This window comes from Staphylococcus sp. HMSC13A10 (assembly GCF_001808005.1).
GTDB classification, from domain to species: Bacteria; Bacillota; Bacilli; order Staphylococcales; family Staphylococcaceae; genus Staphylococcus; species Staphylococcus pasteuri.
Genome location: NZ_KV791884.1, coordinates 1 through 13,770, shown reverse-complemented (window position 1 = coordinate 13,770; position 13,770 = coordinate 1). Strand labels below are relative to the sequence as shown.

Sequence of the window (13,770 nt, the reverse complement as noted above, 5' to 3'; positions counted from 1 at the left end):
AATAGAAGGAGCACCGATTGAATATTCATCAATCGGTGCTCCTCTTTTTACTATTTACGCTTTAACAATTTAAATAAAGCCTGTTGTGCATGTTGATTAGCTTCTTTATTTTGTTCTCTAGGAACCCATTTTACAAACAATAACTCAAAATCTCTTTCCAATAATTCTAATTGTTCAAAATAGGGTTTAAATTTAGCATTTTTAATATATCCCGCATCAACACTATCCGCTATCAACTTCGAATCTGTGTATAGAAGGGCATTACTTACTTTTAGTTCTCTTGCATGTTCCAATGCATGAATGCACGCTGCCCATTCAGCACTATGATTATCCATTTCACCTAATTCATGAGTGAAAATATGATGTTGATCATCTTCTTTAATGACGATAGCACAAGTACTCATTCCAGGATTACCTTTTGTCGCTGCGTCAAAATTAATTTTTGCCATTTTCACACCTGCTTATATCAAAATTCCTTACAATCTAAATCATAATATCTATTTTAATCAAAAGAACAATAATTTAAAAATACTTCAATTAAAAACATCAAATTATGGATTTATATAAATAAAAAACACGCTTCAACTCAATTATAAATTAAGTAAAGCGTGTGGCCACTATATATTAATAACCTTCATCCAATTTACTAATTTTACCTTTACGATAAAATGATTTCGCAATATAGCCAAATGGCACATTGAAAATAGTAGATACAAGTTTTAATACATATGTTGTTATGAATATTTCAAATACTGCCATACCAGGTAAACTTCCGATAAATGCGATAGATACGAAAAGGGCAGTATCAATGATAGAACTAATTACAGTACTACCATATGCTCTTATAATAAATGTTTTATCAGAACTAAATATTTTTTTAATTAGTGAGAAGATAAACACATCTATATGTTGTCCGATAATATATGCAACGATTGAACCTAATGCAATTCGTGGTACGACATCAAAAATGGCATGAAATGCGCTTTGAGCTGTGTCTTCTGGAGCAGGGATGAAATGTAATGACATTTGCATGACAATAATCATAACTAATGTTGAAGAAAATCCTAACCACACTGCGCGTTTAGCTACCTTTCTTCCATAAATATCATTCAATATATCAGTAGCCAAATAAATAGACGCAAACATGACATTACCTAAAGTAGCTGAAATACCAAATATTTCAACAGTTTTGATGACTTGAATATTAGCAATAATTGTACCAATTGCTACCCAAGCTATTAAACCATGTTTACCAAACAATCGATACATCACTACCATTAAAATAAACGTTACTAAAAACGTAGCTATTCCAAAAATTTCATTATACATATACTTTTCCTCCTAAATTTTGTTAATGCGGGTGTTTAGAAACCGCTAAAATAACTTAACCATTCTACTTGAAAAATGTTACTAATGCAATACGTAACGTTAATTAAATTTGTGGTTCTTAATAGCAAATTGATTATTGTTAATCCATCCATAATAAATGCTATAATGTTTACATGTGAATGATTGAGGTAGTATTAAAAACTAAATGTATCTCTTTATTTGCGACATAATAAACGCTATAGCTAAAGGGAGTTGAGAATATACTTACTTATTCCGAACAACAAGCTATAAATCGAATTGATCAATTATTGACTACGTATTGTCATCAATGTCCATTAAAGTCGCATATAAGAAAGACTGAAAATAAGACGCAGGCACATCATTTTTGTATCAATGAATGTTCAATTGGTAAACAAATCAAACAAATTGGAAACGAACTTCAATAGGAGGTAGTTAATATGGAAATTGTTTCAATTTCAGAAACACCAAACCACAACACTATGAAAATCACTTTAAATGAATCACGTGAAGATATGAAATCAAATACTTATACAGAAGCTCAAGAAGGGCAACCTGAATTCATCAATGCATTATTCGACATCGACGGTGTGAAATCTATTTTTTACGTTATGGATTTCATCTCTGTAGATAAAGAGGATCAAGCTGATTGGAATACACTTATTCCTCAAATTGAAGATAAATTCAACCAATAATTAAATTAAATTTCATGGAGGGACACATTTATGGAAATTTTACGTGTAGAACCTACACCGAGTCCTAATACTATGAAAATTGTTCTATCTGAAAAGAGGCAAGATAATAAATCAAATACTTATACTGAGGTAAACGAACAACAACCTCAATTTATTAATGATTTATTAAATCTTGAAGGTGTTAAGTCTATTTTCCATGTTATGGATTTTCTAGCTATAGATAAACAACCTAAAGCCGATTGGGAGAATGTTTTGCCATTAATTACATCTACTCTAAATAATGAAAAAAATGAGAATCAAGAGTATCAACCAGATGAACATTATGGCGAGATTAAGGCAGAAGCATTAATGTTTAAGGGTATACCATATCAAATTAAATTATCAACTCAGCAAGATGAAAAACGTAAACAATTGCCAGAGTTTTATGTAGACAATATGCTAAAAGCTCAAAAAGATAATGATAATGTCGCTTTTCTAAGAAAATGGGAAAATTTAGGCATACGATATGGCGACATAGATGAAGTCATGGATGACGTTTATGAAGAAATATTAGCGTTATACCCAGCGTCAAGAATAGAACAATTAGTTAACGAAGCACTAGAAACAGATATTGTTATTCCCGAAAGTCATTATAAACATGTAACATTAGCTGAATTTCAACAAGCTTCTGATTGGAAAGAAAAATTACGTATGCTTAAAGCATTTCCAACGCCGACTTTTGACGATATTCCTTTATTAGATTATGCATTAAATGAGGAAAAGATTCCGCTTCGTCGTGAGGCTGTAGTTTTACTAGGTATGGTTGAGGATAAAGACATTTTACCTTATATTTATAAAGGGTTACACGATAAGAGTCCTGCCGTACGACGAACTGCAGGGGATTGTTTAAGTGACTTAGGTTATAAAGAAGCACTTCCAGAAATGGAAAAAGCATTAGATGATCCTCAAAAAATCGTTCGTTGGAGAGCTGCTATGTTTATTTTTGATGAAGGAAACGAGCAACAGCTAAATAGCTTAAAAGCACATGCTAATGATTCAGCGTATGAAGTTAAATTACAAATTGAAATGGCCATTTCTAGAATAGAAAATGGGGATGAAGCCCTAGGTTCAGTTTGGAAACAAATCGCTAATAGAAATAAATCCTAATAATTACTAAAAGGAGCATAAAATTATGAATGCCTATGATCAATATATGAAAGAACTTGCACAACAAATGCGCTCTGAACTTACAGATCATGAGTTTGAAAGTTTAGAATCTAGCGAATCAGTAAATCAATATATGAATAATGTAAACGAAGACGATACAACATTTGTTGTTATTAATTCAACATGTGGTTGTGCAGCAGGTTTAGCACGCCCAGCAGCAGTAGCAGTTGCTGAACAAAATGAAGCTAAACCAACTCATAAAGTAACTGTCTTTGCAGGACAAGATAAAGAAGCTACTGAAACAATGCGTGAATATATTCAACAAGTACCTTCAAGTCCTTCATTCGCATTATTTAAAGGACAAAATCTCGTTCATTTCATGCCTAGAGAACATATCGAAGGTAGAGATATTAACGATATCGCAATGGATTTAAAAGATGCATTCGACGATTATTGTGAAACAAAATAATGCTGATTAGAGTGATACGGGAGGCTCATATTAATTTGAGTGTCCTGTATCGCTTTTTTATTAATAAGAAAAATTGACCCTTCATTAATTTTATCAAATATCTTGTTTCATACTTTTTTATGCGTCTAATTACCAGTATAATAATATTAATGTGACTATTGAAAGATAATAGGATTCCACTTCATTACATAAAATATAGAAAGGATGTATACAACCATGCTCAATTCATTCGACGCAGCATATCACGGTCTTTGTGAAGAAATCTTAGACATTGGAAATCAACGAGATGATCGTACACATACAGGCACAATTTCAAAATTTGGTCATCAACTAAGATTTGATTTATCCAAAGGCTTTCCTTTATTAACGACTAAGAAAGTTTCGTTTAAACTTGTAGCTACAGAATTATTATGGTTTATCAAAGGGGATACAAATATCCAATATTTATTAAAATACAATAATAATATTTGGAATGAATGGGCTTTTGAAAATTATGTTAATTCTAATGATTATCATGGTCCAGATATGACAAATTTTGGCCATCGTTCATTACAAGATAGTGATTTTAACGAATTATATAAAGTTGAAATGAAGAAATTCAAAGAGAAAATTTTAACTGATGATACGTTCGCACAAAAATATGGTGATTTAGGAAATGTATACGGTAAACAATGGAGAGATTGGGAAGATAAAGATGGCAACCATTTTGATCAACTTAAAACTGTTATCGAGCAAATTAAACAAAATCCTAATTCACGCCGTCATATCGTTTCAGCTTGGAACCCAACTGAAATCGATACAATGGCATTACCTCCATGTCATACGATGTTCCAATTCTATGTACAAGATGGAAAATTAAGTTGTCAATTATATCAACGTAGTGCAGATATCTTTTTAGGTGTTCCATTTAATATTGCAAGCTATGCCTTACTTACTCATTTAATAGCTAAAGAATGCGGTTTAGAGGTTGGGGAATTTGTCCATACTTTTGGTGATGCACATATTTATTCAAATCATATGGATGCTGTACAAGAACAACTTTCTCGTGATAGTTTCAATCCACCTCAAATCAAAATTAACTCAGATAAATCTATTTTTGATATCGACTATGAAGACATAGAATTAATTAACTATGAGTCTCATCCAGCTATCAAGGCACCAATTGCAGTATAATTTTTAAATTAATCTTAATATTGATAAGTATTTTACAAATTTTCAAATTTATCTTTAGAAAACTTCCTTAATTACTACCTAATAGTAACGAATTGTATTCAATTTATGTTACATTTAATTTATGAAATCGATACACTAATGCCCACATATCAAGGAGGACAATGAAATGACATTATCTATTTTAGTCGCACATGATCAACAAAGAGTCATAGGTTATCAAAATCAATTACCATGGCATCTTCCTAATGATCTTAAACATGTTAAACAATTATCTACAGGTCATACATTAGTTATGGGAAGAAAAACATATGAATCTATAGGCAAACCTTTACCTAATAGACGTAACGTTGTTTTGACTAATAATAAGTCATTTCATCCTGAAGGTGTGGACGTTATTCACTCTTTTGAAGAAATAAAAGATTTAACAGGTCATGTGTTTATATTCGGTGGCCAAACTTTGTTTGAAGAAATGATTGATAAAGTAGACGATATGTATATAACTGTGGTTAATGGTAAGTTTCAAGGAGATACTTTCTTTCCTCGTTATACTTTTGAAGATTGGGAAGTTGAGTCCTCAGTTGAAGGCGAACTAGACGAAAAAAATACTATTCCACATACATTTTTACATTTAATAAGGAAAAAATCATAGGGGGACTATTTATGGTTAAGCAAGTTATCGTTACAGATTCTACTTCAGATTTACCTCAAAGTTATTTAAAAGAAAACGCAATCCATGTCATCCCATTAAATCTTACAATTAATGGTAAATCTTATGTTGACCAAGTTGACATTACATCTTCGGAATATATTGACTATTTAGAACAAGATGCTGATGTTAAAACAAGTCAGGCTTCTATCGGAGAAATAATTAACGTTTATGAAAAACTTGGTAAAGATGATGTAGAAATTATTAGCATACATTTATCTTCTGGTTTAAGCGGTATGTATAATACAGCTTACCAAGCTAGTCAAATGGTAGATGCTAATGTCACTGTAATTGATTCCAAATCTATTTCTAACGGTCTAGCTTATCAAATTAAACATATCGTTGAACTTATCGAAGAAGGTACGTCAACATCTGATATTGTTGATAGTGTTAAAAAGTTGCAAGACAACACTAAGTTATTTGTAGTAATTGGCCAATTAAATCAATTAATTAAAGGTGGACGTATAAGTAAAACTAAAGGACTTATAGGTAATATCATGAAAATCAAACCTATAGGTACGCTCAATGATGGTAAATTGGAACTCGTTCACAACGCTCGAACACAAAACACTAGTATCAATTATTTAAAAAAAGAAATTTCTGAATTCATTGAAAATCATAAACTTAAATCAGTAGGTATTACTCACGCAAATGCCATGGATTTTGTAGATAAAGTTAAAAATACATTTACAGAAGCTTTTAATTTCCATAATTATGATGTAAATGTTACAACACCTGTCATTTCAACACATACAGGTAAAGGCGCTATTGGATTGGTTGTTGTTCGCGAAAACTAATCCAATATATAGATATTTATAAACTTTTGAGCGTTTATCTTTATTTCTTTAATATAATATCGTAAATTATTAACAAAATAGGAAGGAGGCAATCAAATGGCTTATGCAACGTTAGCTGGAGGTTGTTTTTGGTGTATGGTAAAACCATTCACATCATATCCTGGTATTAAATCAGTTGTTTCTGGATATAGTGGTGGGCACGTAGAAAATCCTACTTATGAGCAAGTATGTACTAATCAAACTGGTCATGTAGAAGCTGTGCAAATTACCTATGATCCTGAAATAACTTCATTTGAAAATATTTTAGATGTTTACTTTAAAACATTTGACCCTACAGACGATGGGGGTCAGTTTTTCGACCGTGGTGAAAGTTATCAACCTATCATTTTTTACCATGACGAAGAACAACGTAAAGCTGCAATACTTAAGAAACAACAAATTGATGAACAAGGTATTTTTAAGAAACCTGTTATTACTCCAGTTAAACCATATAAAAACTTCTATCCTGCAGAAGACTATCATCAAGATTACTATAAGAAAAATCCTGAACATTACGAACAATATCAACGAGGTTCAGGCAGAAAAGCATTTATAGAATCACATTGGGGGTCTCAACATGATTAAGAAGAATAAAGATGAATTAAATGATATGGAGTATCTTGTTACACAAGAAAATGGAACAGAACCTCCATTTCAAAATGAATATTGGAATCATTTTGAAAAAGGTATATATGTCGATAAATTGTCTGGCAAACCATTATTCACTTCAGAAGAGAAATTCGAATCTGATTGTGGTTGGCCTAGCTTTTCGAAAGCAATCGACGATGAAGAAATTATCGAGCTAGTAGATAAAACGTTTGGTATGGTTAGAACTGAAGTACGTTCTGAAGATGCAAATAGTCATTTAGGACATGTATTTAACGATGGTCCTAAAGATAAAGGCGGTTTAAGATATTGTATCAATTCAGCATCAATTCAATTTATACCATATGACAAATTAGAAGAATTAGGTTACGGTGACTTAATACAACACTTTGAGAAATAGGAGTGGAACAAAATGTTTAAAAAATTATTCGGTAAAAGTAAAGAAGTAGATAAAAATATTCAAGTTTATTCACCATTATCAGGTGAATACGTTAAAATCGAAGACATTCCAGACCCAGTATTTGCTCAGAAAATGATGGGCGAAGGATTTGGTATTAACCCAACAGAGGGTACTGTAGTATCACCAATCGAAGGTACAGTAGATAATGTTTTCCCTACAAAACATGCTATTGGTCTAAAAGCTGAAAATGGACTTGAATTATTAGTTCATATCGGATTAGATACTGTTCAATTAGACGGTGAAGGTTTTGAAGTATTAGTGGATAGTGGTGACAATGTTAAAGTTGGAGATCCAATTATCAAATTCGATGTTGAATACATTAAAAATAATGCAAAATCAGTTATTTCTCCTGTAATTATTACTAATTCTGATCAAACAGCATCAATTCATTTTGATGATGTTCAAGCAGCAGTTAAAGGTGAAACAAAAGTCATTGATGTGACAATGAACTAATGAAAAATTATTCATTTTATCAATTTGCTATGACAGTTAGAGGTAGAAAAGATGATAAAGGGAAATTAGCTGAACAAATATTTGAAGATTTAGCATTCCCACGTCATGAGAATGATTTCAACGAACTATCTGAATATATCGAAACTCATGGTGATTTTACTCTATCTATGTCAGTCTTCGATGATTTATATGAAGAATATACTGAATGGCTTAAATTTTAATAATTATGTATTTATCGCCTGTGACAATAGAATTTTGTTACAGGCTTATTTTAAATTCTTTTTAACTTTATCATGTTATATTTCAGTTGATTTTGAAGAATAATCCATACATACTGTAAGTATCATTTTGAAAGCAAATGATTAAATGTATTAAATTGAATTTAAAATAAAGATAAAGTTATCATAAAGATGTTTCACTCAAAGACATCAAATTGAATTGTCACCATTTTTAAAAGGAGTGATTATGTGACTAATAATAAAGAGGATCAAACGCCAGATGAGCAACAAAATTCAATACAAGATAAGAAGAAAGATAAACCAAAGAAACCAATTCATCTTAAATTATGGCAACTGATTACATTACTAATAAGTATTATCGTTATAACTGCGGCTATTACCGTTGCAGCAACATTACTAATCAGTCATCACATGAGTGGTTTAAATAAGGAACAACGTGCAAATTTACATAAGATTGAATATGTTTATAAAACTTTAAATAAAGATTACTATAAAAAACAAAAATCTGACAAACTATCACAAGCAGCTATAGACGGTATGGTTAAAGAATTAAAAGATCCTTATTCAGAATATATGACTAAAGAACAAACGAAATCATTCAATGAAGGTGTGTCCGGTGATTTTGTCGGTATAGGCGCTGAAATGCAAAAGAAAAACGATCAAATTAGTATTACTAGCCCTATGAAAGGCTCCCCAGCGGAAAAAGCAGGGATCAAACCGAAAGATGTTGTTACAAAAGTTAATCATAAATCAATAAAGAATAAGCCACTAGATGAAGTCGTCAAAATGGTTAGAGGTAAAAAAGGAACAAAAGTAGTCTTAACGATTAAACGAGGCTCAGTAGAAAAAGATATTTCAATTAAACGTGATACTATTCATGTTAAAAGTGTTGAATATGAGAAGAAAGATAATGTTGGCGTAATCACAATTAATAAATTCCAAAACAATACTTCTGGCGAACTTAAAAATGCTGTCAAGAAAGCACACAAACAAGGTGTACGAGATATTGTTTTAGATTTACGTAACAATCCAGGTGGATTATTAGATGAAGCTGTGAAAATGGCAAATATTTTCATAGATAAAGACAAAACTGTTGTCCAACTTCCAAAGGGTGATGACAAACAACAACTTAAAACAGAAAATGACCCATTAAAAGAAGCTAAAGACATGAAAGTTTCAATCCTAATTAATGAAGGTTCAGCAAGTGCATCAGAAGTATTCACTGGCGCACTCAAAGATTATCACAAAGCTAAAGTCTATGGTTCTAAATCATTTGGTAAAGGTATTGTTCAAACAACACGTGAATTTGATGATGGTTCACTATTGAAATATACAGAAATGAAATGGTTAACACCTGATGGCCATTATATTCATGGTAAAGGTATTCAACCAGATGTAAAAATAGAAACTCCAAAATATCAATCTCTAAATGTCATACCTAATAAGAAAACATATAAAATCGGTGATGAAAGCAAGCATGTTAAAACAATGAAAATTGGGTTAACTGCATTAGGATTCAAAGTTGATAACGAATCTAAAACATTTGATTCAAGCTTAGAATCGGCTATTAAGAAATTCCAAGAAGACAACAATTTAAAAGTAACAGGTGAATTTGATAAAGAAACAAATGATAAATTCACTCTAAAATTAGTCGAAAAATCTAATAAAAATGACACAGTTTTAGATAAATTAATCAAGAAGTTGAAATAAGTTTAAAAAGATGAAAATATGTGAATTAAATGATGAAAGCTTTTTAACCTATAACTATAAATACAAAGAGGTGTTTTAGATTATGATTAGATTAGCAACAAAAAATGATCTTTCAAGTATTGAGAATTTAGTAGAAGAAGCAAAAGAAATTATGGAGAAATTCAACAATAATCAGTGGGATGACAAATACCCTGTCACTGAACATTTTGAAGAAGATATCGAATCTGAAACACTTTATGTATTAGATGTTGATAATGAAATTTATGGTTTTATTGTCATCGACCAAAATCAATCAGAATGGTATGATGAACTAGAATGGCCTATTGATCGTAAAGGGGCATATGTGATACACCGTTTAGCTGGTTCCCAGTCTTATAAAGGTGCTGCTACTGAATTATTCCAATTTGCAGTAGATATGACAGAAGAGCACGGTGTTCATGTCATATTGACTGATACATTTGCACTTAATAAACCAGCTCAAGGATTATTCGAAAAATTTGGCTTTACAAAAGTAGGCGAAGCCGAAATTGATTATCATCCTTTCGATCGCGGTGCACCATTTTACGCATATTATAAAAACATATAAGAATAGAGGTTATATTTATGACTAAAATCGCATTTACAGGTGGAGGAACAGTTGGACACGTTTCAGTTAACTTAAGTCTGATTCCAACTGCAACAGACAAAGGCGATGAAGCTTTTTATATTGGATCAAAATCTGGAATAGAAAGGGAAATGATTGAATCTCAATTACCAAATATTCCATATTATCCAATTTCTAGTGGTAAATTACGACGCTATTTATCATTTGATAATGCTAAAGACATCTTTAAAGTTTTAAAAGGTGTTTTAGATGCTCGCAAAATTCTAAAAAAACAAAAGCCAGATTTATTATTTTCTAAAGGTGGGTTTGTTTCTGTACCAGTAGTGATTGCAGCTCGTTCTTTAAAAATTCCTACAATCATTCATGAGTCAGATTTAACACCAGGTTTAGCCAATAAAATTGCATTGAAATTTGCTAAAAAAATCTATACAACATTTGAAGATACATTAAATTACTTACCTAAAGACAAAGCAGACTTTGTTGGCGCAACAGTACGTGAAGATTTAAAACAAGGTGATAAACAACGTGGTTACCAATTAACTGATTTTAAACAAGACAAAAAAGTGTTACTTGTTATGGGTGGTAGTTTAGGAAGTAAAAAATTAAATGACGCTATAAGAGAAAATTTAGAAGCTTTATTACAACAATATCAAGTTATTCATCTTACAGGTAAAGGATTAGTAGATAATTCAATAAATAAAGAGGGATATATACAGTTTGAATTTGTTAAAGATGATTTAACTGATTTATTAGCTATTACTGATACTGTTGTCAGTCGTGCAGGTTCAAATGCAATATATGAATTTTTAACATTAAGAATACCAATGTTATTAATTCCTTTAGGTTTAGATCAATCCCGTGGTGATCAAATAGATAATGCGAAAAACTTCGAATCTAAAAGTTATGGTCGAGCTATTCCTGAAGATGAACTTACACAAGTAAGATTGATACAAGAACTTAACCATATCGAATCTAACCGTGATGACATCATTAAACAAATGCAAACTTACAAAGAAAGTTACACTAAAGAAGATATATACGATAAAATTATCAAAGATGCTTTGAATCAATAGGGGGGAATATTGCAATGAGTCGATTAAAACGAATTTCATTACTTATCATTTTTACTTTGATATTCGGTATCATTGCATTCTTTCACGAATCTCGATTAGGTAAGTGGATTGATAATGAAGTATATGAGTTCATTTATGCCTCAGAAAGCTTCATCACTACATCTATTATGTTAGGTGCAACAAAACTCGGTGAAGTTTGGGCAATGGTATGTTTATCTTTAATACTAATCGCTTATTTAATGTTAAAACGTTTAAGAATAGAAACACTCTTTTTTGTAATTGTGATGAGTTTATCTAGTATTATAAACCCTGTATTAAAAAACATCTTTGATAGAGAAAGACCAACGTTATTACGTTTAATCGATATTACTGGTTTTAGTTTCCCAAGCGGTCATGCAATGGGATCTACTTCTTATTTTGGTAGTATCATTTATATTCTTAATAGAACTGATTCAGGTTTATCTAAAGGCGTACTTATTGGCTTAGCAACCTCACTAATATTAATGGTATCAACATCTCGTGTATACCTAGGCGTACATTATCCAACAGATATTATCGCTGGTATTATAGGCGGAGCCTTTAGTATTGTTTTATCAACATTGATCTTAAACAATAAATTACAAAGCACTTAAATTTGAAGAGATACTATTTTACTAAGAGGGGCATATATCTAAATTAACATTAGATATATTCCTCTCATTTTTCTATATATGTATATAACTAAGAAAGGAGCGAAAAGATGACACATAAAACATATAACTGTCCAGTAGAAGCAGTAATTAGTTTAATTGGTGGAAAATATAAACCTATTATATTGTGGTACCTCCTAAATAATACTTTACGTTTTAATGAAATCCAACGATTACTACCTCAAGCTTCTCCAAAAATGTTAAGTCAACAGCTTAAAGAACTACAAAAAGAAGGTTTCATTGAGAAGGTTATTTACCCAGAAGTACCTCCTAAAACAGAATATTATATGACAGACTACGGAAAAACATTGGAACATATTTTAAATGAAATGTGTAATTGGGGAGAGGAGTTTATGAGAGATTATATTGTTAAGCCAACAGATAGCTAGTATCTATTAATCCATACTTACCTTTTGGATACTATCTTACATTAAAGTGCGTTCTTCTCAAGTTAAATATGTAATGCTACTATTAATTAAAATCAATTGGGAAGGAATGACTTAAATGTTAAATGAAATTAAATGGCCAGAAAAATGGTTACCAGGTACAACAGATAATTTTGCTTCAAATGAAATCATCGTTAAAGATTTATCATTTGATAATGTTATAGAGAGTTTATTAAACACTTCTAAATGGGAAAATTACTATTCAAATAGTAGCGATATTTATATGTATAATCAAGATTCTCCAGTTTTAAAACAAAATACACGTTTTAAATTTAAAACATTCGGTTTTGATATAGAAGCTGAAGTTGAAGAATGTATGGTTGAAGATAATATCGCAAGAATCGCATGGCATGGCTGGAATAATGCAACAGGTGATGAATTCTTAGATGTTTATCATGCTTGGCTTATTGAAAAATTATCCCATAATAGACTAAGAATTTTAACTCAAGAATCACAAATTGGTAAACCAGCGAAAGACATGGCTAGTGACAACACTTATCCTATGATTAATGGACATCAGGAATGGATAACTACATTAGCTAACTTTTCAATGTAATATATTAATATCATAAAGAATAGAGCATTAAGGTGATTGAAATCAAAGTCATCTTAATGCTCTTTTTTTTAATATCATTCACAATAGATTTTAATCAAAAAGTTCATACTGTTTTAGAGTTTTTTCTATTTTATTTTTGAGACTGTCTTGTTGCTCTTTTTCTTCTTTTCTCATTTTTTTATGTTCTTCAACATGACTTGGTCTGGACACCCAATTTTGGAATGATTTTTTCTCATCCCACTTTGATACAATAGAATATTCTACTTTTGATTTTGTTTCATTTTTCCATACTTCAGCATCGATTAAACCTTCGAATCCTTCAAAGTCTGATTTCGCATTTTTCGCTTTATTTAATAAAATTTCTTTTGCAGATTCATCTGATGTAGAAAAAGTAACTTGTGCAATAAACATTTAAAAATCCCTCCAATAGATTTATCGTATCAATTAATTGAAATACATTATCAATTATAATCAACTTTTACAGAATTCTCTAACGATTGAATTCTAATAACTCTTCGGTTCGCATGAGCTTTCCTCATGCATAACTCCCTCTAACGAATCA

20 protein-coding genes are annotated in these 13,770 nt (G+C 30.9%); 17 read left to right on the top strand and 3 right to left on the bottom strand.

The genetic code is table 11. The features are described from left to right. Positions 1-50: 50 nt before the first annotated feature. Positions 51-449 carry a ribonuclease HI family protein gene (locus HMPREF3125_RS10455; protein WP_029055345.1) on the bottom strand — a complete coding sequence of 133 codons (399 nt, stop codon included), beginning with the start codon at positions 447-449 and terminating at the stop codon, positions 51-53. Positions 450-624: 175 nt separating this feature from the next. Further along, positions 625-1,329 (bottom strand): queuosine precursor transporter, encoded by a 705-nt coding sequence (locus HMPREF3125_RS10450; protein WP_017638021.1) that lies wholly within the window; start codon positions 1,327-1,329, stop codon positions 625-627. Positions 1,330-1,589: 260 nt separating this feature from the next. Between HMPREF3125_RS10450 and HMPREF3125_RS12575 the strand changes: the two genes are divergently transcribed. The 17 genes from HMPREF3125_RS12575 (at position 1,590) to HMPREF3125_RS10370 (ending at position 13,208) form a co-directional block, all read left to right on the top strand. Beyond that, on the top strand, positions 1,590-1,775 hold the full coding sequence (locus HMPREF3125_RS12575) for a zinc-finger domain-containing protein (RefSeq protein WP_081581220.1): 186 nt from the start codon (positions 1,590-1,592) through the stop codon (positions 1,773-1,775). A gap of 12 nt (positions 1,776-1,787) precedes the next feature. Continuing rightward, entirely contained in the window at positions 1,788-2,042 is a 255-nt protein-coding gene (locus HMPREF3125_RS10445; RefSeq protein ID WP_017638020.1) for a NifU N-terminal domain-containing protein, read from the top strand. A gap of 30 nt (positions 2,043-2,072) precedes the next feature. Beyond that, a complete protein-coding gene (locus tag HMPREF3125_RS10440) occupies positions 2,073-3,188 on the top strand; it encodes a conserved virulence factor C family protein (protein WP_070453768.1) in 1,116 nt (371 codons plus the stop codon). A gap of 25 nt (positions 3,189-3,213) precedes the next feature. Continuing rightward, on the top strand, positions 3,214-3,657 hold the full coding sequence (gene brxA, locus HMPREF3125_RS10435; RefSeq protein ID WP_017638018.1) for a bacilliredoxin BrxA: 444 nt from the start codon (positions 3,214-3,216) through the stop codon (positions 3,655-3,657). A 216-nt stretch (positions 3,658-3,873) separates the two neighbouring features. After that, complete coding sequence (locus HMPREF3125_RS10430) at positions 3,874-4,830, top strand: thymidylate synthase (protein WP_070453766.1); 957 nt, start codon at positions 3,874-3,876, stop codon at positions 4,828-4,830. Positions 4,831-4,996: 166 nt separating this feature from the next. Continuing rightward, positions 4,997-5,479 carry a dihydrofolate reductase gene (locus HMPREF3125_RS10425; RefSeq protein WP_017638016.1) on the top strand — a complete coding sequence of 161 codons (483 nt, stop codon included), beginning with the start codon at positions 4,997-4,999 and terminating at the stop codon, positions 5,477-5,479. Between the two features lie 11 nt (positions 5,480-5,490). After that, positions 5,491-6,333, top strand: a complete 843-nt coding sequence (locus HMPREF3125_RS10420) for a DegV family protein (RefSeq protein ID WP_017638015.1) — start codon at positions 5,491-5,493, stop codon at positions 6,331-6,333. Positions 6,334-6,429: 96 nt separating this feature from the next. Further along, on the top strand, positions 6,430-6,957 hold the full coding sequence (msrA, locus tag HMPREF3125_RS10415; protein ID WP_017638014.1) for a peptide-methionine (S)-S-oxide reductase MsrA: 528 nt from the start codon (positions 6,430-6,432) through the stop codon (positions 6,955-6,957). After that, positions 6,950-7,378 (top strand): peptide-methionine (R)-S-oxide reductase MsrB, encoded by a 429-nt coding sequence (msrB, locus tag HMPREF3125_RS10410; protein ID WP_017638013.1) that lies wholly within the window; start codon positions 6,950-6,952, stop codon positions 7,376-7,378. Before msrA ends, msrB begins: the two co-directional genes overlap by 8 nt. A 12-nt stretch (positions 7,379-7,390) precedes the next feature. After that, positions 7,391-7,891, top strand: coding sequence for a PTS sugar transporter subunit IIA (locus tag HMPREF3125_RS10405; protein ID WP_070453764.1), 501 nt, complete (start codon positions 7,391-7,393; stop codon positions 7,889-7,891). Further along, positions 7,891-8,112, top strand: a complete 222-nt coding sequence (locus tag HMPREF3125_RS10400) for a YozE family protein (RefSeq protein WP_017638011.1) — start codon at positions 7,891-7,893, stop codon at positions 8,110-8,112. Before HMPREF3125_RS10405 ends, HMPREF3125_RS10400 begins: the two co-directional genes overlap by 1 nt. Before the next feature lie 294 nt (positions 8,113-8,406). Then, complete coding sequence (locus HMPREF3125_RS10395; RefSeq protein ID WP_371106455.1) at positions 8,407-9,840, top strand: S41 family peptidase; 1,434 nt, start codon at positions 8,407-8,409, stop codon at positions 9,838-9,840. Between the two features lie 82 nt (positions 9,841-9,922). Next, positions 9,923-10,426 carry a GNAT family N-acetyltransferase gene (locus HMPREF3125_RS10390; RefSeq protein WP_017638009.1) on the top strand — a complete coding sequence of 168 codons (504 nt, stop codon included), beginning with the start codon at positions 9,923-9,925 and terminating at the stop codon, positions 10,424-10,426. A 17-nt stretch (positions 10,427-10,443) separates the two neighbouring features. Next, positions 10,444-11,517, top strand: a complete 1,074-nt coding sequence (locus tag HMPREF3125_RS10385) for an undecaprenyldiphospho-muramoylpentapeptide beta-N-acetylglucosaminyltransferase (RefSeq protein WP_070453760.1) — start codon at positions 10,444-10,446, stop codon at positions 11,515-11,517. Between the two features lie 14 nt (positions 11,518-11,531). Further along, positions 11,532-12,149 (top strand): phosphatase PAP2 family protein, encoded by a 618-nt coding sequence (locus HMPREF3125_RS10380; protein ID WP_070453758.1) that lies wholly within the window; start codon positions 11,532-11,534, stop codon positions 12,147-12,149. A gap of 107 nt (positions 12,150-12,256) precedes the next feature. After that, entirely contained in the window at positions 12,257-12,595 is a 339-nt protein-coding gene (locus tag HMPREF3125_RS10375) for a winged helix-turn-helix transcriptional regulator (protein ID WP_070453755.1), read from the top strand. Between the two features lie 115 nt (positions 12,596-12,710). Further along, positions 12,711-13,208, top strand: a complete 498-nt coding sequence (locus tag HMPREF3125_RS10370; RefSeq protein WP_029055353.1) for an SRPBCC family protein — start codon at positions 12,711-12,713, stop codon at positions 13,206-13,208. A 90-nt stretch (positions 13,209-13,298) separates the two neighbouring features. Here the strand turns inward: HMPREF3125_RS10370 and HMPREF3125_RS10365 are convergent, their stop codons facing one another. Then, positions 13,299-13,619 carry an antibiotic biosynthesis monooxygenase family protein gene (locus HMPREF3125_RS10365; RefSeq protein ID WP_070453753.1) on the bottom strand — a complete coding sequence of 107 codons (321 nt, stop codon included), beginning with the start codon at positions 13,617-13,619 and terminating at the stop codon, positions 13,299-13,301. Positions 13,620-13,770 lie beyond the last annotated feature (151 nt).